Source organism: Rhizobium sp. A37_96 (assembly GCF_053521765.1).
In genome coordinates this window covers 23,381-49,567 of the sequence record NZ_JBNWDS010000008.1, presented here as the reverse complement: position 1 = coordinate 49,567, position 26,187 = coordinate 23,381, and the positions used below count along the sequence as shown (strand labels likewise).

At 57.2% G+C, this 26,187-nt stretch carries 23 protein-coding genes and 1 pseudogene; 10 read left to right on the top strand and 14 right to left on the bottom strand.

Annotated features, from left to right (window positions below):
* The 3 genes and pseudogenes from ACQZ6J_RS20285 to ACQZ6J_RS20275 all read right to left on the bottom strand — a co-directional run.
* A partial coding sequence (locus tag ACQZ6J_RS20285; protein ID WP_449085364.1) for a hypothetical protein occupies positions 1-753 on the bottom strand: 753 nt, incomplete at its 3' end.
* Positions 754-1,001: 248 nt separating this feature from the next.
* On the bottom strand, positions 1,002-2,090 hold the full coding sequence (locus ACQZ6J_RS20280; RefSeq protein WP_449085499.1) for a hypothetical protein: 1,089 nt from the start codon (positions 2,088-2,090) through the stop codon (positions 1,002-1,004).
* Between the two features lie 381 nt (positions 2,091-2,471).
* Positions 2,472-2,903, bottom strand: a pseudogene (locus ACQZ6J_RS20275) (glycosyltransferase family 2 protein); the annotation flags it as partial.
* A gap of 551 nt (positions 2,904-3,454) precedes the next feature.
* Here ACQZ6J_RS20275 and ACQZ6J_RS20270 point away from each other — a divergent pair.
* The 4 genes from ACQZ6J_RS20270 (at position 3,455) to ACQZ6J_RS20255 (ending at position 7,458) form a co-directional block, all read left to right on the top strand.
* Positions 3,455-4,609, top strand: coding sequence for a hypothetical protein (locus ACQZ6J_RS20270; RefSeq protein ID WP_449085363.1), 1,155 nt, complete (start codon positions 3,455-3,457; stop codon positions 4,607-4,609).
* Between the two features lie 304 nt (positions 4,610-4,913).
* A complete protein-coding gene (locus ACQZ6J_RS20265; protein ID WP_449085362.1) occupies positions 4,914-5,876 on the top strand; it encodes a glycosyltransferase family 2 protein in 963 nt (320 codons plus the stop codon).
* Positions 5,815-6,510 (top strand): acylneuraminate cytidylyltransferase family protein, encoded by a 696-nt coding sequence (locus ACQZ6J_RS20260; protein WP_449085361.1) that lies wholly within the window; start codon positions 5,815-5,817, stop codon positions 6,508-6,510. The genes ACQZ6J_RS20265 and ACQZ6J_RS20260 overlap by 62 nt, the downstream gene beginning before the upstream one ends.
* Before the next feature lie 9 nt (positions 6,511-6,519).
* Positions 6,520-7,458 (top strand): NAD(P)-dependent oxidoreductase, encoded by a 939-nt coding sequence (locus ACQZ6J_RS20255; protein WP_449085360.1) that lies wholly within the window; start codon positions 6,520-6,522, stop codon positions 7,456-7,458.
* Positions 7,459-7,750: 292 nt separating this feature from the next.
* Here the strand turns inward: ACQZ6J_RS20255 and ACQZ6J_RS20250 are convergent, their stop codons facing one another.
* The 8 genes from ACQZ6J_RS20250 to ACQZ6J_RS20215 form a co-directional block, all read right to left on the bottom strand.
* The gene (locus tag ACQZ6J_RS20250; RefSeq protein WP_449085359.1) at positions 7,751-8,695 is read right to left on the bottom strand and encodes a sugar kinase; all 945 of its coding nucleotides are present in this window, start codon (positions 8,693-8,695) and stop codon (positions 7,751-7,753) included.
* Positions 8,692-9,750, bottom strand: coding sequence for an ABC transporter ATP-binding protein (locus tag ACQZ6J_RS20245; RefSeq protein ID WP_449085358.1), 1,059 nt, complete (start codon positions 9,748-9,750; stop codon positions 8,692-8,694). Before ACQZ6J_RS20245 ends, ACQZ6J_RS20250 begins: the two co-directional genes overlap by 4 nt.
* Positions 9,751-9,786: 36 nt before the next feature.
* Positions 9,787-10,608, bottom strand: coding sequence for a carbohydrate ABC transporter permease (locus ACQZ6J_RS20240; protein ID WP_163988809.1), 822 nt, complete (start codon positions 10,606-10,608; stop codon positions 9,787-9,789).
* A gap of 1 nt (position 10,609) precedes the next feature.
* Positions 10,610-11,542, bottom strand: coding sequence for a carbohydrate ABC transporter permease (locus ACQZ6J_RS20235; protein ID WP_449085357.1), 933 nt, complete (start codon positions 11,540-11,542; stop codon positions 10,610-10,612).
* On the bottom strand, positions 11,542-12,873 hold the full coding sequence (locus ACQZ6J_RS20230) for an ABC transporter substrate-binding protein (protein ID WP_163988813.1): 1,332 nt from the start codon (positions 12,871-12,873) through the stop codon (positions 11,542-11,544). Before ACQZ6J_RS20230 ends, ACQZ6J_RS20235 begins: the two co-directional genes overlap by 1 nt.
* 60 nt (positions 12,874-12,933) lie before the next feature.
* Positions 12,934-13,593, bottom strand: a complete 660-nt coding sequence (locus ACQZ6J_RS20225; RefSeq protein WP_449085356.1) for a GntR family transcriptional regulator — start codon at positions 13,591-13,593, stop codon at positions 12,934-12,936.
* Positions 13,594-13,614: 21 nt separating this feature from the next.
* Positions 13,615-14,499, bottom strand: a complete 885-nt coding sequence (locus tag ACQZ6J_RS20220) for a dihydrodipicolinate synthase family protein (RefSeq protein WP_449085355.1) — start codon at positions 14,497-14,499, stop codon at positions 13,615-13,617.
* Positions 14,500-14,756: 257 nt separating this feature from the next.
* Positions 14,757-16,049, bottom strand: coding sequence for an amidohydrolase family protein (locus ACQZ6J_RS20215; RefSeq protein ID WP_449085354.1), 1,293 nt, complete (start codon positions 16,047-16,049; stop codon positions 14,757-14,759).
* Between the two features lie 249 nt (positions 16,050-16,298).
* Here ACQZ6J_RS20215 and ACQZ6J_RS20210 point away from each other — a divergent pair, with 249 nt between their 5' ends.
* The 5 genes from ACQZ6J_RS20210 (at position 16,299) to ACQZ6J_RS20190 (ending at position 21,068) form a co-directional block, all read left to right on the top strand.
* A complete protein-coding gene (locus ACQZ6J_RS20210) occupies positions 16,299-16,505 on the top strand; it encodes a KTSC domain-containing protein (protein WP_163988820.1) in 207 nt (68 codons plus the stop codon).
* A gap of 162 nt (positions 16,506-16,667) precedes the next feature.
* Positions 16,668-17,978 carry an MFS transporter gene (locus ACQZ6J_RS20205; protein WP_449085353.1) on the top strand — a complete coding sequence of 437 codons (1,311 nt, stop codon included), beginning with the start codon at positions 16,668-16,670 and terminating at the stop codon, positions 17,976-17,978.
* Positions 17,979-18,249: 271 nt separating this feature from the next.
* On the top strand, positions 18,250-18,963 hold the full coding sequence (locus tag ACQZ6J_RS20200) for a FadR/GntR family transcriptional regulator (RefSeq protein ID WP_449085352.1): 714 nt from the start codon (positions 18,250-18,252) through the stop codon (positions 18,961-18,963).
* An 81-nt stretch (positions 18,964-19,044) separates the two neighbouring features.
* Positions 19,045-19,986, top strand: coding sequence for a dihydrodipicolinate synthase family protein (locus ACQZ6J_RS20195; protein WP_449085351.1), 942 nt, complete (start codon positions 19,045-19,047; stop codon positions 19,984-19,986).
* Between the two features lie 86 nt (positions 19,987-20,072).
* Positions 20,073-21,068 (top strand): GntR family transcriptional regulator, encoded by a 996-nt coding sequence (locus tag ACQZ6J_RS20190; RefSeq protein WP_449085350.1) that lies wholly within the window; start codon positions 20,073-20,075, stop codon positions 21,066-21,068.
* 12 nt (positions 21,069-21,080) lie between these two features.
* Here the strand turns inward: ACQZ6J_RS20190 and ACQZ6J_RS20185 are convergent, their stop codons facing one another.
* On the bottom strand, positions 21,081-22,610 hold the full coding sequence (locus ACQZ6J_RS20185; protein ID WP_449085349.1) for a UxaA family hydrolase: 1,530 nt from the start codon (positions 22,608-22,610) through the stop codon (positions 21,081-21,083).
* A 239-nt stretch (positions 22,611-22,849) separates the two neighbouring features.
* On the opposite strand from ACQZ6J_RS20185, the gene ACQZ6J_RS20180 reads away from it, so the two are divergent.
* Positions 22,850-23,080: a helix-turn-helix domain-containing protein gene (locus ACQZ6J_RS20180; protein WP_163988831.1), complete on the top strand. Its 231-nt coding sequence runs from the start codon at positions 22,850-22,852 to the stop codon at positions 23,078-23,080.
* A gap of 1,126 nt (positions 23,081-24,206) precedes the next feature.
* Here ACQZ6J_RS20180 and ACQZ6J_RS20175 read toward each other — a convergent pair.
* Positions 24,207-25,103, bottom strand: coding sequence for an N-acetylglucosamine kinase (locus ACQZ6J_RS20175; RefSeq protein ID WP_449085348.1), 897 nt, complete (start codon positions 25,101-25,103; stop codon positions 24,207-24,209).
* Positions 25,104-25,116: 13 nt separating this feature from the next.
* Entirely contained in the window at positions 25,117-26,121 is a 1,005-nt protein-coding gene (locus tag ACQZ6J_RS20170; RefSeq protein ID WP_449085347.1) for an SIS domain-containing protein, read from the bottom strand.
* Positions 26,122-26,187: the final 66 nt, after the last annotated feature.

Below are 26,187 nucleotides of genomic sequence, written 5' to 3'. Positions count from 1 at the left end.
CGTAGCAAGCTCCTTTTCGAGTTGGTCGTGCTTGGCCTTTGCCTCTTTGAGAGCGGTGTCTCGCTCGGTGGCCGCTTTTGTCAATTCGGTGATACGAACTTCCAACGTGGGAAGGCGACGTGCGTTGAAATCAGCCACGAATGCCAGTTGTGGCCAATCTGCATCCGCGTCGTTGCGGTCCACAAGCTGAAAAAAACGCTCATTCAACCAATCGGTGATTTGGAGTTCGTTAGCGGCATTTTCAAAGAATATTTCTGTACCGCAACGAAGGTAAATTGTATTGATACGATCCAGTAGCCCTGTCTCTTCCAAATATTTAAGAAACAATATTTCCGCGCCGGGAGCTTCCAAGACGAGAGAGAATAGTTCTTTTTGCCGACCTAGGATGGATGACAAGGTTTCCGTGGAAATATGCTCTGCTGGCAAAGTTCTCTTGACGCGAAGCCCGGGAAAGAGTGTTCGCAATGATGAAGTCGGCCGTTGAAGGCTAAAAAGACCGGGATGTGTATAGGAAAGGATCTCCGATCCGCCGTTTCGCTTCGAGGGAATGGCTGCGATGTGGGTTATACTGATATCATTCGGAGACAGCGAAGAACGGGCGACATCTTCGTTCCCGACCGGATCAAGTAGGAGGAGTGTCCGAGGGCGGACCCTGAAATTCCTTTCGAACCCCCACTTCAACGTATCGTATCCCCCCCACACGATGGCAAGTACGGCATTCTCGAACGCTTTATCGCTGGGCCTACTATTCATGAGACACTCCTAACATTCGATCGGCGTCCGGCTTATAGATCTGCCCCGGTGGCGCCACCGAAGGATCTTGACTTATAGAATTAATCATGCGGGAGCCAAATTCTAATGTGAGTGGCGACGACATCCCGTACGGTATTGCCAATGAGGATGATACTTTCTGATCGACCGTTTCTAACGAAACGCCGCGAGGCACAACCCTGAAGGCACTTAAATCCTCTATAAAAGCAAGGGATAAAGTTAAAATACGTTTACTCAGCCACTTCGTTTCCCTGCCTCATAGACGCTGTTTGCAGGCGTTCGATGGCGCCAGCCAGATTAAAAAAGGGCGCATGAATTCCCGTATCCGGTGCACATAAAGCATCGGTTAGCTGATCCACTGCGCGCAGATAAGCATGGAATTTGTCGGCCGCCTCGGTAGAGATCGGTATAGCGCCAAGGGCGGCAATGATTCCGCTCATCTTGCCCACTATGTCGAGCGTACGCTTCCCGGCATGCAGATCGAGGAACGCCGGGCCGTTTTCTTCGGTTCGTTGCTGCCAAACCGCTAGGTCGTGCAAATCGGCAATCAGCTCTGCCTCGGAATGGCTGATGGGGTAGACCCCCATGGGATCGAAAGTAAATTTGTCCACTTTTTCATTGTGGACGTTAAAATAGAAAACCGGCTTGTTGTAGGCGATGGCTTCGAGTACGCCGCTTGCAAACCGCTGAACTGATCCGCAGCAAGTTTGCAGCGTTTCATAAAAACTGTCGGTCGAGATCAGTTCGGGAAACAGGTGGCCCTTATCGGCGGGATGCCGGCTGATAACTGGTTCGTAACCTGCTGTTCGCACGGCTCTGACGGCTGCTGTTAGCCAGTCGTCGCGATGCTGAGTTAGCACTCCATAAGAAAAGTTCGAATTTATCAGCACCCGACTTCGCATCGCTGGAGAAAGGAGCTGCGCGCGTTGAGCTCGCATGATCTGGATACGTGGAACACCGGCCACGAACACGCGTTGATGAGAGCATGTAGCAAAATATTTATAATCGAAAACTCCGGGCAGGATTACATTTTCAACCAGCCGATAAGCCTTCCGTTCCGCGGCAGTATCAACATCGTCATAGTCTTGGATACCCTCCACGATGCCGAGCGTTGGTAGACCAGCAGCTCGAGCAGCAAGTATCAGGGGTCGGGAAATATAGTCCCAGTCGTTGAAGGTCACCATAAGTCGGGGAGTAAAACGCCCGAGCACGAATTCGCCTAACCCCAATAGTTCTACATCGTGGTTGTCTGCGCCGACGTGCACGCCGGCCTCTCCCCATTGAGGGGTCAGGTCAAGCGTCAGGAAGTCGATGCCCAATGCCCGCAATCGTGGCGCAAGCAAGCCTATGGTCCACAGATGGTAGTCTTTGTGGGGGACGAACAATACAGGTAAGTCCTTCCGCGAATCGCATCGGTAGCGATCGAACCTGAGATGCGAAAATGCTGTGTCAGAGAAGGGCGAGCGAATTGATGTGGGGCCTATGGAGACACCCGGTTGTCTATCCGATGACGCCAGAACGTCAGGACGTAAGGCAGTTCGATAGCATGCTAGAGTGTAGCCTGCATCCAATAGCCGTTGGAAAAATTGTGTCTCGCCGTCAAAGTCGTCTGTCTCAATGAATCCTCCGACAGCGCGCGCCGCACTAAGCCGCAAAATTGCACGGCCGAGTCGCAATCCTGCGAGATCACTGGAAGTATAAAACTCCGAATGCTCATGCCTGGCATGTTTACTGGCGTGAAGGCCTGCATATTGGGAGATATCAAGTTTGGAAAGCTGCCGTTGCAAATCAGCCGGAATATACTGATCCTGAACGAGAGTGACATAGCGTCCACGGGCGAGCCGGAGACCGGTATTGCGTGCCGCGCCTATCGATCCAGGCCCTTGGAAGCGAACCAGACGAAAGCGAGGGTCGCCATCGGTCGCGCTGGTTACAGCTTCTGCTGAAATGCCGGACCCGAAGTAGGCTATAACGATGCACTCGAAGTCACGAAACGCTTGAGCCCGTAGAGATGCGATAGCGCACTCCGTCTCTTCTCGAGGGCCCGGTTCGCACAGTATGAATGAGATTTCGGGAGACCAAGAGGCTGCTAATGCCGGCGGTGTACAGCGAGTTTCTTCTGTAGCTATCATGCAAGTGCGAAGCCTATGATAGCATTTCCGCAGCCAAGTGGCATAGCTTCGCTGCAAAATGCGGTACAAACGAACCGATAGAGCTGCGGTTCAGCTCAGGCGAATGCCACTACTCCTAAGAGCGTGTCATCCGATATGCATCGGTATTCTGGCAAGGCTACTTAACTTTAAAATTTGCTGCAAGCGGTGAGCACGGCTGGCATCGGTCGTGTCGGCGCGCTCTATCATAAACGATGACGATCTGCTGGAGTGCTCCTAGGCTGACTGGCTGAGAAGCTGGGAGAATGCCAGAGTCCATGTTGGGATTGACGCTGCGGGTTGGATCGTTTAGCCATCTTTTGCACATATCAAGTCGTACGATTTCAGGTTGAAATTGTGTGAAAATGACATAACGTAGTATCCTTGCAAATTGAAGAATAGCAGGGTTGCTATATTGCCGAATTCGTAAAATTTTGACGAATTTCAGGTATTGCTCATCACAGCTGAACTGTTACAGCGCTGGGTGTGGGTTATGAGTGACGTGACGCTTCAAAAGTTGGGGATGATTTACTGTGATAACTAAATATGACGCGGTTATCGATAAACTTATTGTGATCCTCAAAGATAGCGGTATTCAAGTCATTTCTACGGTTTCAGCCACAAGAGATCGGGAAGGCATGCTCTCTTGGCCGACCAAAGGGGCAACGCCGTTTCTAGTCCTTTATGAAACGGCAGAGGATGCTGTCGCGCGTGGCATATGGGAAGGGGAGCTACCCAGCCACATATTGGCAAAATGGATATTGAGCGCTGAAGTTCTACTATCAAAGCATCGCGAGCGTCGGCGACAGTTTACTCTGGTATCGATAGGTGCAGTTCTCACGGAGCCGGAGAACTTTCTGGTCGAGCTTTCTCGCCGTTTTGATAGGCGCGATTTTCCGTGTGATCAGTTGGTGCCAATAGGGCCGGCGTGGTCCGGCTGGCAAGGACTATTGGCGCGTCAGATCGTTTCCGGCGAGCCCATCGCAATGCGTTTGAGCGACGAACTTGAGGCTGCAGCGTTGCCTCTTTCTGCGCGTTATTACGATCCCGATGCTGCTGTTTCTGAGCTTAATGCCATTAAGTTGGATCGCGAACAGCTTTCGGCAAGGATTGAGAAGCTTCGAAGGCAAGCCACTGTTGACCAAACCGAAAACGAGAGGGTGGAGTCCGAGCTTTTGCGCGCTGCGAAAGCTGAAGCGGAGGCTCGTCAATCCGATCTCGAAATAGAACATAAGCTACTGCGCGACCAGATCATGCATCTGCAGCGCGCAGTTCAAGATGGTGTGAGTGAGTTGACCGATCAGCAGCGTGAGTTTTCGGCAACGAGGCTGACGCTTGTTGCAGCTCAGGACCGTGTGGACGGTTTGGAGGCGACGTTGAAAGGATTAACCACTCAAGCTGCCAGATACAGGGCTGAGCTTGATGAGTTGGCTGGAAGGAAGCAACGGCTTGTTACGGAATTCAGCAAGCTCATGGACAGAATACTTAACGGCAAGCAATTAACGAGGTGGCCGCGGAGGTGGCGTAGGGCGCAGCAGATCGGTATTGTCCGCGATTGTGGTATTGTCGATCCAAAGTGGTATTTGCATCATCATCAGGATGTCGCTCAAGCGGGAGCGGAGCCTTTCAGGCATTATATTGACTATGGTGCCAAGGAGGGTAGGCCGCCAAATGAAGGATTTATATAAATTTGCCTCATCACAGGCTGAAGAGAAGGGCATTACTCTGTAATGCTTGTCCGGCGAGCTTTCGTAGTTCGAGCTAATCGCTGCCATAGTATTTCTACTAATGCCTGCGTTGTTTCTTGTGATGGCTGAGATGATGTGCGAAATTATTTCTGGTGTGTTCAATGCTTTTGTGGCGAATATACTTGAGTATTTTCGAATTTAGTGCGAAAAATACATAAAATGCGGAGTTGTTTTATTTTTCTCTGTATGTTTTTGTATTTTTTACTTTGAAACTACTATTTGGTTGGTTGCTTCGATATTGCACATGCGCGCTAGTATCATTATTAGGACGTTGAATGAGTCACGTTATCTCGGTGATTTGCTCGCGATGGTTTCTCGGCAGCGCGCAGAAGGGCTGGACGTCGAAGCCGTATTGATCGATTCCGGCTCCACTGACGGAACGGTAGAAATAGCCGCAGGTTTTGGCGCTCGAATTACCACGATTGCTAAATCTGAGTTTTCATTCGGGCGCTCCCTCAATCGTGCATGCGAGTTTGCTACCGGTGATATTCTTGTTTTTGTTTCGGGGCATTGTGTTCCAGTAGATGAATTCTGGCTACAAACACTATGCCAGCCACTCATCGACGGCAAAGTTGTGTACAGCTATGGTCGCCAAATTGGCGATGACAACAGCAATTACAGCGAACGTAGAATTTTCGCCAAGTATTTTATCGGGGAATCCTGTATTCCGCAGAAAGGCTTCTTCTGTAACAATGCGAATTCCGCGATCTTAGGCTCCATGTGGAAAAAATACCGTTTCGACGAGGAACTGACCGGCCTCGAAGATATGGAGTTGGCCAAACGACTGGTAGCGGCAGGGCACTCCATCGGTTACGTCGCGGAAGCTCCGGTATTTCATCACCATCAGGAAAGTTGGGCGCAGGTTCGACGACGCTTTGAACGCGAGGCCATCGCGCTCAGGGCTATCATGCCGGAGGTTCATCTTTCTCGGCTCGACGTGCTGCGCTTTGTTGCCGCCAGCGCCATAGGCGACTGGCGTTCAGCTCGTAGGAACGGAATTCGTTCCACGTCGGTCCTGAATATGTTGCGTTATCGTTGGAACCAATATTGTGGCTCCTACAAGGGTAATCATGAGCATAAACTCCTTTCGCGTGAGGCGAAGGAGCAATTTTTCTATCCCGAAGTTTCACGAAAGGCAGATCAAGATGAGTGGCTCAGGCCGTTGCGTCGCCCTTCTCCCCATGAAAGCCAACAGCCAGAGGGTTAAGGGTAAGAATTTTCGCCTACTTCATGGCAAGCCTCTATTTGCTTGGATTCTCGATAGCTTGCTTGCACTCGAAGAAATCGAGGAAGTTGTGATCAACACCGATGCTCGCTCTATCTTGGCCGATAATGGGCTTGTCGATGGCGGTAGGGTGCGCATTCGCGACCGAAAACCCGAGCTTTGTGGTGATACGGTTTCGATGAACCTTATTTTGGCGGATGATATAGAGGCCGTGGCGGCCGACACATATCTCATGACTCATACGACAAACCCTTTGCTAAGTTCGGCGACGATCCGTGCCGCCTTCGATCGCTACAAGGATGGCCTTGCTACAGGGACGGCGGATTCGCTCTTTACGGTTAATAAGATTCAAACGCGCTTTTATCGGGAGGATGGCAGTGCGGTTAATCACGATCCGCAGAAGCTCATCCAAACCCAGGATCTGGAACCATGGTTCGAGGAAAATTCCAACCTTTACATTTTTTCCGGTGAAAGTTTTGCGGCGACCAACGCACGTATCGGCCAAAGGCCGCTGCTGCAGATAATGGATAAATTGGAAGCCATTGACATAGATACGCCAGAAGATTGGGCGTTGGCCGAAGCTGTGGCCTCCTTGCGTCGTCTGATAACCGAATAGGAAATGAAAATGAAGGATGTGCTTGTGACTTGCCCGCCAATGCTTGGGCAGATCGATTTGTTCATGGATTACGCCGCCGAGCGCGGCCTGAAACTGCACCCGGCCAAGGTTACACAGATTTTAAGCGAAGACGAACTCAAGGCCGTGCTTCCTGCTTATGACGGCTGGATCATCGGCGATGACCCGGCCACTCGATCAGTTTTCGAGACTGCGAAGGCAGGTAGGCTCCGGGCTGCAGTCAAATGGGGAATTGGAGTCGACAACGTCGATTTCCTCGCATGCAAGGATCTAGATATACCAATCGTCAACACGCCACAAATGTTCGGGACCGAGGTGGCAGACTTGGCTACCGCTTTCGTAATCGGTTTGGCTCGGCAACTCTTTCTAATAGATCGCGGCGTACGCGCCGGAGAATGGCTGAAGCCAGCAGGAATCAGCATTGCCGGGCGGCGAGTGGGCGTAGTTGGCCTGGGCGACATCGGTCGCAATACAGTCACACGACTTCAGGCGCTGGGGTTAACAGCCGTAGTCTATGATCCGGGCGTTGAGGGCGACGCGGGCATTGCTGGGCTTGAGCGCGCAGTTTGGCCCGAAGGAGTTGAGAATCTCGACTTCCTTGTGTTCACTTGCGCACTTAACAAGCACAACTTCCATATGCTGGATGCGGGCATTCTAGCGCGTTGCAAGCCCGGTATCCGTATCGTTAATGTGGCACGGGGGCCGCTGATTGACGAGGCCGCGCTGATCGCTGCGCTGCAGTCAGGCCATGTTCATTCGGCCGCTCTTGACGTATTCGAAATTGAACCTTTGCCCACTAACAGTCCTCTGCGCGAGATGGAGCGCGTCATTCTAGGCACCCACAACGGTTCGAATACCATTGATGGTGTGATCCGGGCCAGCCATACAGCGATTAATCGATTGGCCGACTTTTTGCAGCGGCTTTCTTGATACGAGAATTATTAGTCGCTGATATAGACTATTTTCCCAGTGATATCGGGCCTTGATCTTGCGGCGTTTGAACACAAGGCTCGATCGGTCCTTAACGATGCCGATCAGGGTTCGATGTACTTACCCTGATCGTGCTGTTTTCGGGATGACGGTTCCCTACCGCGAAGGGGTTCTGAGAATCAAATGTTGCCGATAAAGCGAACGTAGAAAGCTTGAATTGCTGTCAAGCTAAGAAGTATTGGCTAGAAGATGGTGTCGTGAATGTTCTGGTCGATCTCGGCATTTCCAGTTTCTATGGCCGTATTGTTGCAAGAAGCACTTCATGGCGTAACGGAGCGCCTAACCGACCTCCAAACACCTCGCATTTGAGCGCGGCAGCAATGGAGGAGAAGCGGATAGCATGGTGCGGCATCATTCCTTCGGCAATGGCGAGAGCGAAGCCGCCGTGGAAAATGTCGCCGGCCGCGAGGGTATCGGCGGCTTTGATGGCCAAGGTTGGGCAATGCGTAACCTGGTTGTTTTGCTCATCAAACCAGTAGCTGCCGGCCGCACCTGCGGTCACGCAGACGAAGGCTTGGGCGAACTTTTGCTTAAGATCGCGGACCATTTCTGAAGGTCGATGGATGCCGGTCAGGCGTTGTGCGGCCGGTTCGGAGAAGACAATATGGGTGGCCTCCGGGGCTAGCAGTTCGACAATGCCGTCCGAGGCCACGTCGCCGTCGAGGATGGCCGGCTTGCCCAATGCTTTTGCTGTTCGAAGAACCTGCAGCGCCAGCGCCGGCCAGCGGACATCGACGAGCACGGCGTCGAAAGCCGCGATATCGTCTGCTGCAAATTTCTTTACTCTGTGGTGTAGCTTCGGGTCGTAAAAAGGAACGATCAGCCTTTCTCCGTCGTCGTCCACCAGGATCGTCGAGACGGCGGAGCGGGCGCCTTCCACGCGCAGCATGCCGTCTATATTGATACCGGTTTCGCCAAGCTCGCGAACGATCCGCTGACCCGTCTCATCGTCTCCGACGGCGCCCCATAGGCTCGCGTTGCCGCCGAGCCGAACAATGGCGTAAGCTGCGCTGGAGGCCATGCCTTCGGCGATCTGCAGCATGTCATAGGGCAGAACCTTTCCTTGGCCTTGGGGAAGCGTGCGGACGCGAAAAATCGTGTCCATGACGGCGGCGCCGACACACAGTACGTGCTTGGGCGGGCCGGGCGGCGGATCGAAGGTGGACGATGAACTCAAAGCCGCTTTCCACTCGCTTTGTCGAAAAGGTGGATGCATGACGGATCGATGGCGACTTCGATCTTGTCGCCAAAGCGGATGTTCAACCGCTCGCGGAACAGGCAGGAAATTTCCTCGCCGCCGCAATCGAGTCTTGCGTAGATTTCCGCGCCTGTGCCTTCGACGATGCCGACGCGTGCCGGCAGGCCGCCGGCTGCCGCCCGAATATGTTCGGGCCGGATGCCGTAGACGAGCGGGCGGCCGCCATGCCGCGCGATCGGAAAGCCTTCCGGCAAGGGCAGGATGAGACCTTTGTCGCTGCGGAAGACGCCTTCCTCGATCCTGCCTTCGATGAAGTTCATCGAAGGAGAACCGATGAAACCGGCCACGAACAGGTTGGCAGGGCGGTCGTAGAGGTCGAGTGGTGCGCCGACCTGCTCGACGAGACCGCCGTGCAGCACGACGATCTTGTCTGCCATGGTCATTGCCTCGACCTGGTCATGTGTCACGTAGATGGTCGTCGTGCCGATGCGCTGATGCAGGGACTTGATCTCGCCGCGCATCTGCACGCGTAGTTTTGCGTCGAGATTGGACAGAGGCTCGTCGAACAGGAAGACCTGCGGGTCGCGGACAAGCGCACGGCCCATGGCGACACGCTGGCGCTGGCCACCGGAAAGCTGGCGCGGCAGGCGGTCGAGCAGGCTCTCCAGGCCGAGGATTGCAGCCGCCTTCTGCACCTTGGCGGCGATGTCCGATGGATTTGCCTTTTTCAGCTTCAGCGCAAAGCCCATGTTCTCCGCTACGGTCATGTGCGGATAGAGCGCGTAGTTCTGGAAAACCATGGCAATATCGCGATCGCGTGCCGGCAGGTTGCTGACTTCGCGCCGGCCGATGCGGATCTCGCCATCGCTGACTTCTTCCAGCCCGGCGATCATGCGCAACAGCGTGGACTTGCCGCAGCCGGAGGGGCCGACGAGAACCACGAACTCGCCGTCTGCGATATCGACGCTGATATCGTGAATGACCTTCACCTGACCATAGCGCTTCTGAATATTCTGTATGTTGACGGGTGCCATGAATGTATTCCTGTCAGAAAGGGAAGGGCGCCATCGTCAACCGCCCTTGACGGCGCCGGCGGTCAGGCCCGCGATGATCTGGCGTTGTGCGAACATCGTCAGCACGAGGACCGGCAGGGTGACGATCAGGGCAGCGGCCGCAAGCGGCCCCCAGCTCACCTGCTCGAAAGAGAGCATGTTGTAGACGGCGACGGGCAGAGTCCGGGTCTCGCGGCTGGCAAGCACGATGCCGAAGACGAAGTTGTTCCAGGAGAAGATGACCGAGAGGATGAAGGCAACGACGATGCCGGGCCGCGCCATCGGCAGGGCGACCAGACGGAAGACCTGCCATGGCGTCGCGCCGTCGATACTGGCGGCCTCCTCCAGTTCCATCGGGGTCGTCTCGAAATAGCCGATCATGATCCAGACAACGATCGGGACGGTCACGACGAGATGGATGATGATCTGGGGCCAGAGCGTTCCGAGCAGATTGAGCCACTGGAACAGCAGAAACAGCGGGATGAGGAAGGACAGGCCCGGCGTCATGCGGGCGATCATGATGACGATCGCCGACTTCTCGGCCTTGAGCCGCGCGATACCGTAGCCAGCCGGCACGCCGATGATGAGCGCCAGCAGGGTAGCCGCTCCCGTTACGAGAATGGAGTTCCAGAAGTAGAGGAAGAAATTGTTTTCCTGGAAAACATTGACGTAGTTCGTCCAGGCGATGCGATCCGGAATGAAGATCGGCGGATAGGCGCCGTTGTCGATCTCATATTTCAGCGACAGGGAAATCATCCAGAGGAAGAAGAGGACGACCGGCGAGACGATGACCAGGGCCACGAATAAAAGGCCGATGCGGTTGAGCGTCGAACGCTTCATGTCATTGGCCCTCCTGGTCGGTCCATCGCGTACGCTGCCGCATCATCAGCAAAATGAAGGAAAGCGCGACGATGAGGATGAAGAACACCACCGCCATGGCCGAGCCATAGCCGATGTCGTAATAGGAGAACGCGGTGTTGTAGAGATAGATGTTGATGGTTTCGGACGCCGTTCCCGGACCGCCCTGCGTCATTGCATAGATGATATCGAAGCTCTTGATCGCGTCGATGCCGCGAATGATGACGGCGATCATCAGGAAGGGGGCGATCATCGGCAGGGTCAGGTAGCGGAACTTCTGCCAGGCATTGGCGCCATCGATTTCGGCGCTCTCATAGGGCTCGCGCGGCACGGAGGCGAGGCCACCGAGCACGATCAGCATGACCAACGGTGTCCATTGCCAGACCTCGACCAGAACGAGCGAAGGTATGACGCTGGACTGGTTGTAGATCCATTCTTGCGGTCCGATCCCGACGAGCGACAAGAGGTAGTTGAGCACGCCGAGCTGTGGATGGAACATCATCGTCCAGACGAGCGCCACGGCGACCGGCGTTGCCATCATCGGCATGACGAAGATGCCGCGCAGGAAGCCACGCAGTGGAAAGTTTGCATCGAAGATCAGTGCGGCCAGCGTCCCGAAGATCAACGGGCCGACCACGGACAGCACGGTATAGAGGACCGTGTGCCAGAGCGATTCCCAGAAACGCACATCGGTCGCCAGGCGGACGTAGTTGTCCCAACCGACGAAGCTCTGAGACTGGCCGAGCGTCCATTGGTTCACGCTCATCCATAGGGTAAACACCCAGGGAAAGACGATGACGGCAGCGATTACGATCAATGCCGGAACGACGAAAGGCCAGTAGTTGGGAGCAAGCCTTTGTGGCTTGCTCCTTGTTTTCGCCGTCCCTGCGGTCTCTTCGATGCTCACGGAAGCCATTATCCCTCGCTTCGCGCCAGTACCGGCTCGAACTGGGCAGTTGCCGTTTTCAGCTCGGCAGCCGGATCGGCGCCGCCGATCATGTTCGTCAAGGCGACGCCATAGATGTCGCGGAACTCCGTGACCGGGATGATAACGGGCAGCGCGAGCTGGGAGACCTTGGCCGAGCCGGCGACAGCATCCAGCCAGGCACCGGGCATCTTGACGCCTTCGCGCACCTTCTGATCCTCCAGAATGGACTGGCGGAAGGGAACACCGGCGCCGGCCTGCAGCAAGCGCGCGCCCATGTCGTGCGAGATTGCCCATTGGCAGAAGAGGTAGGCGGCTTCCTTATTCTGGCTTGCGGCGGTGACGCCGATGCCATCACCGGTGGTCGCAGCTGCTTGCGCATTCGGCCCTTTGGGCATGATACCGTAGCCGACCTGTCCGACGACACGGGATTTTTCGGGATTTTCGATCGGCGGCGCGAAGCCGACGCCATCGAGCCACATGCCGATCTTGCCCTGCAGGAAGGCTGATTGCGCTTCCGCCCAATTGAAGCCCGAAACGCCGGGAGGTGCCGATTTCGTCATCAGGCGCTGATAGAGCTTTGCAGCGTCCACGGCGCCCTGCGATTCCGTCTGCAACTTGCCATCGGACGAAAGCGGCGTTGCGCCATGGCCAAGCATGAAGGTCGTCCAGACCGGTGTGTTGGCGTTCTTCAGGCCGCGGGCGACGAAACCGTAAGTGTTGGTTGATTTGTCGGTCAGCGCTTCGGCAGCGTTGGCCAACTCCTCGAACGTTTGGGGATAGGCCAGGCCCTTCTTTTCGAAGAGGGCCTTGTTCCAGTAGATGATCCAATAATCGACGGAGAAGGGCAGGGAGCGCATGACGCCATCGCCATCCTTGGCGAACTTCAGACCGGCCTCGGCGAAGTCGCTCTCCGTCAGCGACGAGTCTGTCAGCGACGGGTCCTTCAGGAAGCCGCTGATATCGGCGAGCCAGCCGCCCTTTTCGAACTGGCGCTTCTGAACGTGATAGCTCAGATGCACGACGTCGAAGCTCGGCTTGCCGGAACTGAGCTCGATCGTCGTCTTCTGACGCTGCTGCTGCTCGGGCGTTGCCTCGGCATTGACCTTGATGCCCGTCAACGCTTCGAACTCGCTCAGATATTTGAGGATCGTTTCGCTGCGCGGGCTCTTGATCAGGTTGACTTCGAGCGTCGTTCCGGAAAAGCGCTTCCAGTCGACGGCCGCCGACGCCGTGCGGACACCCAGAAGGCTTGCCGCTCCGAGTGCCGCCGTGCCGGCCATGAAACCGCGGCGCGTCGGGTTGAAAAATGACGATGACATGCTGTTCCTCCTCCTTTGGCCGAAAATCTCCTCATTCGCGGCCTTGTTATTCAACGCTATTCAAATCTTCAGTGCGCGGTCCCTTGCTCCATTGATGTGGGATACGAGAGCGGCAACGGCCTCATCGGCGGATCGTCGCCGGATGGCCTCCAGCACTTTCAAATGCTCTTCCATCACGGGCCCGACATGGCCGTTGATGCGAAACCTGTCCTGGCTGATCAGCCGCATCTTGATCGAATTGACCCGGTAGGCATTCGAGATGATGGTATTGCCGAGCGCGTCGATGAAGGCATCGTGCATGCCCCAATCCACCGATTGCGCGTGAAGCTCCAGTTCCTGCGAACCGTCGCCGGCGCGGATGGCATCGGCGATATCACGATGATCTTTCAGAAGTTTGGCAATCGTCTCGTCGGATGCCGAATAGGTAAACAGCGCGACGGCTTCCTTCTCCAGGAAGAGACGAAGCTGGAAAGCCTCGCGGATGAGGTCGAGATCGATATGGGCGATCTGCAGTCCGCGCTGCGGAACCGTCTTGATCAGCCCTTCGGCTTCCAGGCGTGGGATCAGTTCCCGGATTGCGCCGAGCGTCAGTCCCGTCAGTTCGACCAGCCGACGTTGCGAGATGAATTGCCCTGGCCGAACGTCACGCGCCAGCAGATGGCGCGTAAAGCTTTCATAGGCCTTTTCTCGCAACGTCGGCTGTTCGCCAAGTCCGTCCATCGGCAGCTCCGCGCTATTCGGTCAGGCCGCCTTGGCGCGGAACAACGCGCTGAAAGCAGCAAAGATCGTATCAGAATCTTGCCTGTTCATTGGCACGAGAGGCGGCCGCACTGCAAGCCAGCTGTCGTTCTCGGTCAGGTTGGCGAGAATGGCCTTGATCGAGGGGATGACGGGATAGGTCACCAACTGCTCGACGAAGCGCTCGACATCGGCATTGTCGACGCCTTTCTCCGCCATTGCCTGGACTTCGCGGGGAAGGAGGTTGGCCATGCCGGAGATGGCGCCCTGGCCACCGAGGCGCACTCCCCGCGCCAGATGTCGCTCGTCGCCGATCAGGATGATGAGATCACCATGCGTCTTCAGCAACTCCTCCGTATAAGGCCAGTCGCCCGAGGAATCCTTGACCCCGACGACCACCTCCGGAAACGCCGCGCGCAGGCGGCCGATCAGGGAGATGCTAAGCGGCACCATGGTGACCGAGGGAATATTGTAGAGGATCACGTCGCGGGCATGCGTGCCCAGCATGGTGAAAACAGCGGCAAACCATTTGAAGAGCCCATCGTCGCTGACGTTCTTGAAGTAGGACGGCGGGGCAAGAAGGATGTTGCGCGCGCCTTGGGCGAGCGCATGTCCGGCCTGCGCTGTAGCGTCTTCGGCGGCATCGACGAGTACGCCCATGACGATCTGCGCGGGGGTAATGTCTGCGTTCAACACGGCGGCGAAAACCTGCCGGCGTTCCTGCATGCCGATCGAAGCGCCTTCGCCCGTTGTGCCGAAGAGCGTGATGCTTTTGCAGCCACTGGAAAGGCAATGTTTCGCCTGTTCGATCACGCCCGGGATCGCAATCTCACCATCGGCGTCAAAAGGCGTTGCCAGGGCGGCCGACAGGCCGAAACTCTCTTTCATGCGATCCTCCCGATCTTATGAGATCAGTGTGTATCATGCTAACATGTTAGTTGTAAAGTCGAGTTTATTTCACTCGCATGTACGTGATTGACCGACAAGAAAGAGGGCGCAACGAGGGAAATGCTTGCTGCGACGACCAGCGGATCTATCTGCTTTCGCACTGAGTTTTACCGAGGACGCATGTTTGGCATCTGCGACGCAGCGAGAGCGCGGTTAAGCTACCGGAGAGCAGTTCCGATTGTCAGGTCGTCGGCGCGTCAGCTTTGAATAGGCACGTAGTCGAGCCCACCATCTATCTGCGACGGTCTGCCGTCGAGGAAGAGCTCCCCGATGCGCGGCGCGGAGCGGGCGATCACCTTACCGCGTTTGACGATGGCAAGACGATTTGGCTTGAGACGAAGCGCCTCCAGCGTGTCGATGGCCTGCAGCACCACGAAATCGGCATTGCAGCCTTTCTCCAGGCCATAGCCCTCAAGGCCCAGTGTCCGGGCGGAGTTGATCGTGAGCGCGTCGAATATCTTTTTCTTGTCTTCGACGCCCGCCATCTGCGCGACGTGGATGGCCATGTGGCCGACTTCGAGCATATCGCCCGAGCCCATCGAGTACCAGGGATCCATCACGCAATCATGGCCGAAGGAGACGTTGAGCCCGGCGTCCATCAGCTCGCGCACGCGTGTCATGCCGCGCCGCTTGGGATAGGTATCGTGTCGGCCCTGCAGCATGATGTTGATCAGCGGGTTGGGAATGACGTTGATCCGGGCTTCCGCCATCAGGGGGATGAGCTTGGAGACATAATAGTTGTCCATCGAATGCATAGAGGTCAGGTGCGAGCCGGCAACGCGGCCCTGCAGCCCGAAACGGATGGTTTCGGCCGCCAGCGTCTCGATATGGCGTGACAGCGGATCATCGGTCTCGTCGCAATGCATGTCGACGGGAAGGCCGCGATCGGCCGCGATCCTGCAAAGCGCTTCGACCGAAGCTCTGCCTTCATCCATAGTGCGTTCGAAATGCGGGATGCCGCCGACGATATCGACGCCCATATCGAGGGCGCGTGTGAGGGAGGCGACGCCGTCCCTGGCACGGTAATAGCCGTCCTGCGGGAAAGCGACGAGTTGCAGGTCGATATAGGGCTTGACCCTTTCCTTCACCTCCAGAAGCGCTTCTGCCGTCACCAGCCTGGGGTCGGAGGTGTCGACATGGCTGCGGATGAACAGCAGCCCTTGCGTCACCGCAAGATCGCAGTAGCGCAGCGCCCGCTCGACGAGTTCCTCCTTCGTCACGATCGGGCGCAGCTCTCCCCAAAGCGCGATGCCTTCCAGCAGCGTGCCGGAAACATTCATGCGCGGCAGGCCGAGGGAAAGCGTGGCATCCATATGGAAATGCGGATCGACGAAGGGCGGACTTACCAATCTGTTGGTTGCGTCGATCTCTTCCTTTGTCTCCGCCGTGATCGAGGCCTCGATTGCTGCGATCTTGCCATCCTTGACCGCGATATCGATGCCTTTGCGGCCATCGGGCAGATTGGCATTGCGAATGATCAGGTCGAACACGGGAGCTCCTCGGGTTATCTCGATGCACGGCATTTAATTTGCAATGCGCTCGATCATATGCGCAATGACAGTTTTATAGCGTGGCGTATTCTCACCGGCATCGATTGCGGGGGCGGCGCTGAACGATCGGTAAGGCATTGAGCAGCTATCGATAAAATCCGACGATACAACTCTACCTTTCTTTAACTAGGTCACTTCACCCATCTTTTGGTTTTCTATGCGAAAAACCGGGTAAAGGTGAGGTGACCCATGCAAGAGTTTCAGGTTTCGTCGAAAATCATCAAATCCGTCTTCTTTCGTCCGGAGGACGGACAGTTGTATATCCGCTTCCGGAATGGCGAAGAGCGCCAGTTTACCGGCGTTCCGCGGAAAGCTGCGCTGGCCATGGTGAAGGCTCCTTCGCCCGGCCAACACTATATCGAGCATATCCGTACCCAATTCGAACGGGTCGCCTGAGGCGCACATCGCCAGGATATCGTTTCGATGGTGAGGCGGTCGGCGCTTTTGCCTTCACCTGAGAATTCGTTGGCGGCGTCGGGCCTTGCCGACCGGCACATTGATAAACGCTGAGTTGCGCTATCTATATCAATCGACATCATCTTTCTGGGAGGAAGAGACGTGGTTGATGAAAAGCAGCTTATCTCCAAGATTACCTGGCGGCTCATGCCCTTCCTGGGGATTCTCTATCTGATCGCTTACATCGATCGCCAGAATGTCAGTTTTGCAAAGCTGGAAATGGTCGGCGATCTCGGCATGAGCGAATATGCCTATGGTCTCGGCGCCTCGCTGTTCTTTGTCGGCTATTTCATCTTCGAAGTGCCGAGCAACCTGCTTCTGGACAGGTTCGGAGCCAGCAAATGGTTCGCCCGTATTCTGATATCATGGGGCATGGTCACGGTCGCACTGGCCTATACGCAGAATGCGACCATGTTCTATATCCTCCGCTTCCTGCTCGGTGCCTGCGAGGCAGGCTTCTTTCCCGGCGTGCTCTATCTGCTGACCCTGTGGTATCCGTCCGCCTATCGCGCGACGATGGTTGGCCTCTTCATGATATTCAGCGCCTTTGCCAACGCGATCGGCGCGCCCCTCGGCGGCGTGCTGCTGGATCTCAACGGGCTCTATGGTCTCGCCGGCTGGCAATGGGTCTTCCTCGTGACCGGCATCCCGGCCATCATTGCCGGCTTTATTACGCTGCTTTATCTGCCCGATCTGCCGGCGAAAGCGACGTTCCTCAATGATACGGAGAAGAACTGGCTGAAAGATCGACTTGCGGTGGAAAATTCGGACATGGAGAAGAATGCCGCCGACGGTTTCAAGGCGCTGATCAATCCGCGCGTGCTGCTGATGGCGCTCTGCTATATCGGCTTTCCGCTGGCAGCTTACGGGCTCAGCTACTGGCTACCGACGATCGTGAAGAATTTCGGTGTCAGCAATACGACGAACGGCTTTCTGAACATCATACCGTGGCTACTGGTGGCCGTTGCCCTTTATGCCGTGCCTGCGGCGGCGGACAAGGCAGAGTCCAAGACGCCCTATATCGTTATTCCCGCACTGGTCGGCGCGGTCAGCCTGGTCCTGTCGGCTGTCATTCCCGATCACACGCTCCAATTTGCCTTCCTGTGCATTGCTGCTGCCGGTATCTTTGCGGGTCAGCCGGTGTTCTGGAGCCTGCCCTCGCGCTTTCTTCAGGGGGCAGGCGCCGCCGCAGGCCTTGCCGCGATCAATTCTGTCGGCAATCTCGGCGGCTTCATTGCCCAAAACGTCGTTCCCTGGATCAAGGACTCGACCGGAAGCACGATCGCGCCGATGTTCTTCCTTGCCGCCTGCCTGCTCGTCGCCGGGCTCCTGGTTCTCGTGATCGGGCGTATGGTGCCCCGCGCGCCGCAGCGGAGCGGTCTCGCGAACGCCGATGCCGCCCACCTGAAATGATTGCGATTGCTGTCGCAAGATAGCTCATTTGAACGAAAAGGGCGGCCAACTCGCCGCCCGGCTTTGAGAGTGACGACCGCAACTGCGACACGGCGACGGCTTGCGATACACGGCGAGTTCGAATTCCTCATCGCATCGAATGCAGATTAACAAACTTCCCTAGGGACTGCTCCCATAATAACAGATATTTACAGATATTTACAGCCTCGAGAGGCTATGCCATACTCGAAATGAGTTTGCCCGTCGCCGGTCGACATCCAAAAGGATGATGATGAACCTCCCAGCCACCAACGATTCTGCCGTGGGCACGATACGCCTCGGCGACATCATCTATGAGCGGATCGTCGCCATGATTGCGGATGGAACGTTTCCGGCGAACGAACGGCTGCCCGCCGAACCAAGGCTCGCAGAAATGTTCGGCGCGTCACGGCCTGTGGTGCGCGATGCACTGGAGCGCTTGCGTGCCGACGGCCTGATCGTCTCACGCAAGGGGTCGGGTTCCTATGTCCGGCAAAGGCCGGATTCCTCGGTCCTGAAGATGGTGCCGGTGGGGTCGCTCGCCGATGTCCAGCGCTTCTTCGAATTTCGCGCCGGGCTTGAGGCCGAAGCCGCGGAGCTTGCGGCGCGCAACTGGCTGCCGGCCGACAAGGAGCGGATCATGACGGCGCTGCAGAAGATTGAACAATGTCTTCGCGAGGGCCGTCTTGGCGCCGAAGAGGACCAGGAATTGCACGATGCGATTGCGATCGCCACCGGCAATCAGTTTCATATCACGGCTCGCGAACTATTCCGGCCGCACTTCGCTATCGGTCATTCCGTGACCCGCAGCCTCAGCCTCAAGCGTACAGCCGAGCAGATTCGCAATGTTCAGGATGAACACGCGATCATCGTGGAGGCGATCTTTGCGCGACGGGAGTCTGAAGCGCATGACGCCATGAAGCGACACATATTGAATGCACGCGCCCGGATGTTCGAGGGCGTCTAAGACATTGGATGGGCGGGTGAGGCGATCGGCTTCCTGAAGCCATACGGCTCGCATCCCGTAGGAATGATGGGAGTGGAGTTGATGAACATTGAAACCATGCGGCAGGCCCTGACGGGCGTCTCCGGCGTTCCGGTCACGGCCTATGATGAAAACGGCGAGGTGGAGCCGCGGGTGACCGCTCAGGTCTACCATCGCGTGGCCGCAGCCGGCATTCACAACATCGTTGCGGCGGGCAACACCGGCGAGTTCTATGCGCTCACGCCCGACGAAATCCGTCGCGTCCATGAAGCTGCGATCATTGGTGTCGATGGTAAAGCGCCGGTGACGGCGGCAATCGGCCGGTCGTTGCGCGAGGCGATCCGCATGGCGAATGATGCCGCCTCGATCGGCGCCTCTGCGGTCATGTCACATCAGCCGGTGGATCCCTTCGCAGCACCCGCATCGCAGATCGATTATTTCCGCGATCTGGCCGAGGCCTCGCCCTTGCCGCTTGTTGCCTATGTCCGCGCCGACGGCTTCAGCGTCGATGACATGGTTCGCCTGGCTGGCCATGGCAATATCGCGGGTATCAAGTTTGCCACAACGGATCTCATGCTGCTTTCGCGAGCGATCGCGGCGTCCGATCCGCATGGTGCATTGTTCGTCTGTGGCCTTGCGGAAAGCTGGGCTCCGACGTTTACGGCGGCTGGTGCGCGGGGCTTCACCTCCGGTCTTGTCAACGTGGCGCCAAGGCTTTCGCTTGCCGTTCACGCGGCTCTGGCAAAGGGAGACTTTGCCTCTGCCCGCGCCATCGTCAACAAGCTCGAACCGTTCGAGCGCATGCGCACCAAGTTCCGCAATGGCGCGAACGTCACCGTGGTCAAGGAGGCGGTTACCTATTCCGGTCTGAATGTGGGTCCTGTTCGTGTTCCGGGGCTGCCGCGCCTTGATGAAAACGACCGCGATGAGCTGTTCGCATTGCTGCGGAAGTGGCAGGAGACGGAGGAGGCTTTCACGGATTGCACCGTCGGGATTGCCGTCTGACCTTCGTACGCCTCTTGTTGTCCTGACCACAGCCATGCGATGCTATCGGCGAAGACATTCGTCTCTGCGGCAAAATACGGGATGACATGAGCGTATCACGATTGGAGAGCAATGGTCCGCGCAAGACCAGCCTCTATGAAGAGCTTTATGATCGGCTGCAGGCTGAAATCCGCGGGCGAGCCCTGCCGGAAGGGCTCGTGCTGACCGAGGCCGCTCTTGCCGATCTGGTCGGCTGCAGCCGGGCACCCGTGCGCCAGGCGTTGCAATTGCTCCTTGAGGACGGGCTGATTGCCCGGTTCGACGGTCGCGGTTTTGTTGTCGGCGCAACGGGAACACCGCCGAAACGAGCCAAGCTCGGCGATTACCTTGAAAAGCGACTGGGTGAAGAGGGCAGCAGGCCGATGTTCGCTTGGCAGGCGCTCTACGAAGATGTCGAGCGCATTGTCGTTCATCGCTCCTTTTTCGGCCGCTATCGCATCAATGAAAACGAGCTGGCACGCCATTTCGGTGTCGGGCGAGGGGTGGCGCGCGACGTGCTTCTGCGGCTCGAGACGCTCGGTATTGCGGAAAAGGATGACAATTTCCGCTGGTCGATCGTGCCGCTCGACAGCCAGCGCATCCGTGACCTCTATGAGGTGCGCGAGCAGATCGAACCTATAGCTCTTTCAAGCGCCCTGGGTGGCCTGTCGGAGGAGCACGTCGGCGCAATGCTCGCGCGCTTGTCGCAGGCGGCCGCGGATTATCCCGATGTCTCGGCCTCGACCATGTACGAGCTGGAACTCGACCTGCATCTGCGCAGTCTCCAGGCCTGCCCGAACAAGGAATTCCTGAGCATTCTCAAGCGAACGCAGTGCATTCTGACACTCAGCAAGCACGTTGTCGGCAGTCGTATCAAGATGCCGGAATACGAGCCGTTTCTCGCCGAGCATATTGCCGTATTCAAGATGGTGCAGAAGCGCGACGAGGAAGGATTGCGCAAAGCCATGCGCGATCACATCTGCAATTCGCAGCCCAATGTTCAGGCGCGTGCGTCTTACATCCGCGAACGCTATCAGCCGGACGAATACAGCTTCATCGTCTGATGAAGAACAAGGTCAGGTTATGGCGCCGACCTGCCAGGGAACGAATTCGTTGTCGCCGTAGTCGAAGGTCTCGCTCAATGTTTTCTTGCCGGAGGCAACCGTAATGATTTCCTCGAAGATTCGCTCGCCGGCTGCTTCGATCGTATCATCGCCGCTGACGATATCGCCGCAGTTGATGTCCATATCCTCGCGCATATGGTTATACATCTCGGTGTTGGTGGCGATCTTGACGCAGGGTGCCGGCTTGAAGCCCGAGACGGAACCGCGCCCTGTCGTGAAGCAAATCACGTTGCAGCCGCCGGCGACCTGGCCGGTTACGGCGACAGGATCGTAGCCGGGCGTGTCCATGAAAACGAAGCCGGGTTCGTCGACGATTTCCGAATATTCGTAGACGGCCTTCAGCGGCATGGACCCGCCCTTGGCGACCGCACCCAGGGACTTTTCGAGGATGGTCGTCAATCCGCCGAGCTTGTTGCCGTAGGATGGATTGTTGTTGAGTTCTGCTCCGTTGCGGCGGGTATAATCGCGCCACCAGTCGATCCTGGAGAGAAGCTTCTCGGCAACCGCCGGAGTGACCGCGCGGCGTGTCAGCAGATGTTCCGCGCCGTAGATCTCCGGGGTCTCCGCCAGAACCGAGGTGCCTCCATTGCGCACGAGGAGATCGGAGGCATAGCCGAGCGCCGGATTAGCCGAAATGCCGGAATAGCCATCGGAGCCGCCACATTCCAAAGCCAGCTTGATCCCCGAGAGCGGCTGGACCGTGCGTTTGGCGGAATTCACGCCCGGCAGCATGTCTTTGATCATTTCGGATGCCGCGGCGATCGTCTTGCGTGTGCCGCCAAGGTCCTGAATGGTCATGGTGCGCAGCCGGTTTCCCTCTTCGAGCTTGTAGTGCTCGAGAATGGGCGCGATCTGATTGGTTTCACAGCCAAGACCGATCATCAGGATGCCGCCGAAATTCGGATGGCGGGCATAGCCCTGAAGAGTACGGGCCAGATAGCGATAGCCCTCCGACTGGGTGTTGATGGCGCAACCGCCGCCATGGGTAAGGGCTACCACGCCATCGACATTGTCGAAGCCCTCGAGACCGCCGGTGCGATTGAAATGTTCGGCGATGTATTTCGACACCGTCGCCGAACAATTGACGGTGGTGATGATGCCGATGAAATTGCGCGTGCCAACGCCGCCGGCGCCGCGGTCGAAGCCCATGAAGGTCCGACAGTCCTCGGGCAGCAACATGCCTGCTTCTTCGATCTCGACGCTGAACTGATAGGGATGGTCGGATTCGATGACCGCCAGATTCTGCAGATGGACATGCCCGCCCGCCGGAATGAATTGCGTCGCAACGCCAATCGGCTGGCCGAACTTTCGGATCTCCTGGCCGGCCTGAATGTCGCGCACTGCGACCTTGTGTCCGCGCGGGATCTGGTCGGCGGCGATCAAACCGTCGATGCCGGTCGCATTGCCGGCGCGGATCATCGCCCGGGCGACCGCGACGTCGTCGATGGGGTTGAGCAGGATGACGGGGGAAACGGCGGACATGGAGATTTCCGTATGGTTGAATGATTGTCTATTGCTAGCAATAGACAATCATTCAACAGATAAGGCGTCAAGCATGATCGGCGCCGCCCGCGAAGTTACCCGTCGCATTGTTTCATGCTTCTTACGGTCGTCCGCTCGCTCAGTTGGATTAGCTTCTGTACCGCTAATATGCGAATTTACCCAGGCGGAGGCCCGCGGCATTCTGATCTCGGGACAACAATCAAGAGGAGGATGTCACCGTGCCTGTCCATGGGGAGCTTTTCGATACGCCGGGCGGGGAGCCTCTGGTTTCCCTGGGGTTGATTTCCATACACCATCCGTCCGTCGACGCGACAAGGCACAAATCCGAAGTCATGCTGCGGATGAAGGCCGACGGAAGATCAATCGACGATATAGCGAGGGAGGTCGGCGTCAGCCGATCCACGGTCATCAGACTCTTGCGTTATGTTGAAAGGGCGGCCGCCAGTTAGTCGAAGGCTGGCTTCGGGGCAACGACCTTTCCTGATTCAACGCTTGGCTGATACGGCTCGACGATGGCTTTGTATGCCGAAGGGTGCGATTTCAAACCCTGATATTGTTCGGGGCGTTGCAGCCCGATCGGCATAATTGCTGGTCGGGTTTCGTTCTAATTATGCAGGCGTTCCAAAACAGACGGAGATCGAACGACCGGATTTAGCGCCGCCCCGAGAATTGTGGAGCAGTGGGGGCATTGCAAAGTGACAGCCTTGATGATGCCCTGCGTTCCATAGGGGGTTGCAGCATCAATGGGCTCATAATGCAACTGTTGGACATGTTGGTTGCAGTTCGGGCATTTGGCTTTTGAATTCATTGCATTTCCCTCATGAAGGTGCCGATACGCGGTCATTCGGCCTGATATCGGATAAGTGCCATCCGGCGCGAATGAAGCTCATTCTGTGCCATTGTGATCTCGTATATCTGTTTTTCGTCATGTATCGTTAGTTCGCTGAGGTAATTACTCAGTATCGCCGAGACCTTGAGCTGGAGAATAGCATACGTTGTTCCAAGTTTTGCAAATTCCTCTATATCGTCTTTACTCACTTTTCCAATTTTCACTGATTGCGCCAATATTAATCCCCATAAACTAGAAAAATACATGATATGAGAGCATAATGATACGTGCTGCGCAAGATAATACTATCGGGGATTCGGATGGCGCAGCTGCCCTGAAAGCGATCAAGGGAACTCGGTGCGCGTGAACCGAAATGCCAAAGGCGCGGCAGAATTCCGGCCTCGGGACTGCGAAGAGGCGCGAGGTGCCAGGCGTTAGATGTGCGTTCTGCTTCTCTTTGAATCGCGCAAACGCTCCATCCTTTTGTTTTCACGCGATTCCGGATGGAAAACCGCTATCCACTTTTGTTGGAATTGCGCCAGCCGTGCTTGACAGGCGGGAAAGCCTCGCGGGCGCGGCTCCTGCCGGTCAAGCAATTCTCAAGGATCGTGAGCGTCGACAAGGGGAGCGCAAAGCTGTCTGCGCCCACCGTCATTTCTTCAGCAGCGGTCATGCCGTCGGCGTTTCAAAAGCGAGCTGGCTGAAACCGCGGTCAATCCCGCATGCATCGCCGCCAGACGCTTCTACTAGATGGTTTCCAGTGCGCGGCGAGCGAGGAAGACTGCGCCTTCAACGGGCGGGATGGTCAGTTTATGGATCCGCAGATTCGGATGCCGTGCTGATACGTGGCGCCTGAAGGCATCGAGAAGCGGCGGCTGGTTGACGATGACGCTGCCGGCGACAACGATGTCGGTTGCGACCGCGCCGCGCGTCAACAACTGATCGACCAGTGCGGCCAGATATTGTGCGCCTTCATCGATCACTTGCGCTGCGAGTGCCGATCCTGCGGCAGCGGCAGCGAAAACCGCCGGGCAATGGGGTGCCCAGTTGTCCGCGGTGGGCTCGTCGTTGACCTTGCGTGTCAGCCGTTCGGCGTCGGCCACGCCGAAATCGCGGATCAGGGCCTTGAGCAGCCCGTCGTCCGGCTTGCCTCCGTCGAGGGCGCGCAATGCTGCGCGCGTCGCCTCGCGCACGAGGGCCGCCGCGCCGCCTTCGTCGCCGATGACGGAACCCCAGCCGCCGGTGGCCAGATGGGCGCCGGCGGCATCGGTTCCGACCCCGATTGCGCCGGTTCCGGCAATGATGCCGATCCCGTCGGGAAAGCCGCCGGCCAATGCGATCAGTGCCGCATCGTTGACGATGATCGGGCTGAGGTCGTGGGCGGCAAGCGCTGCCTCTAGCTCATGCGCCGTTTCCGGCCGGTTGATGCCCTGGGCGCCGAAGGCCATGGCGGCAACGCGCGCGCCGTCAGGGATATGCGGCCTGATGCGCTCCACGATCCATTGCGCGGCGAGATCGGCGGGCTCGGCATCCCATTCGCGGCTGCGCAGGACCGTGTCCAGCAGGCGCTGTCCCTGTCTGTCTTCGATGACGAGATGCGTCTTCGTGCCGCCGATATCCAGAGCAAGCAGGCAGTCCATCATAGCTTCATTCCCGTCAGGCGACTTTGGTATCGTTGTTTTCGAAGACGAAGGCATCGGGGTCGAGCCCGCGCGCGATTGCCGTTTCGACTGCTAAGGTCTGCATGACCAGTGCCTCGACAATAGGCCGCTGCGCCGGCGAGAGGGAAGGGACCGCGACATGGGCGAGATGGTTTTCCTCGCAAATGTCGAGCGGGCTTGCGAGAATGACGTCGTGACCTGCGCGAGCGAGTTTCTGGGCAAGCTGCACCTCGCGTTCCTCGCCGAAGATGATGTGCACCCCACGGCCAGCGGATTCCATCGCGCCATGCAGATATTGGCGGGTGGCCATGCCGGTTGACGGGATACGGGCGATCTCGCGCAGCAATAGCGCGCCGACCTCGGCGGAACCGGCGGACGCCGCAGATCCGACGCAATCGACGTAATGCGCATCCTGAAGCGGGGCGATCAGCGCGCCGATCCTGCTTGCGAGCGTCTTTTCCACCACGCGGAAGGCGTCGGACAATTGAAGCCATGTGCTGTCGATTTCGCCGGCGTCCCAAGCCTCAGCCAGCATGCCGAGCGCTGCGACCGTGGCTGTATAGCCGATGGTCGACGCATAGCTGTCCGGAATATTGCCAAGCGACAGATGGGCGGCAGATATTGTCTCGATCGGCGAGTTCTGGGCGTTGACGACCGAAAGACGCAAGCGCTGGTCGACGGTTTGCAGGGCTGCCAGGGTCTCCGAGCTTTTTCCGCTCTGCGACACGCCGACAAGCGGATGCGGTGTCACCGGAAAGGGGAGCGGATGCTCGCCGGCATTGAGGCGCCAGCTGTGAATGCCGCGGCTCCTCAGCGTCCAGACGGCTGAAGCACTGGCAGCGAAGCTCGCGCCTATGCCGAGGAAGATCGGACCTGGCCCTTGAAGGAAGTTGCGGCCTTGCAGGACGCGAATGTCCTCTGCGAGCGCCGCCACAGCATGGGAAAGGGCGTCGGCCTGCGTTGCGCGGGCGTCTGCGAGGGGGATATATCCTTTGGGCAACTGGTTTCTCCTTGCTTGCGGATAAACGGGGGCTCGCGCGGGCGCGCAGGCGCCAGCGGCAATCCA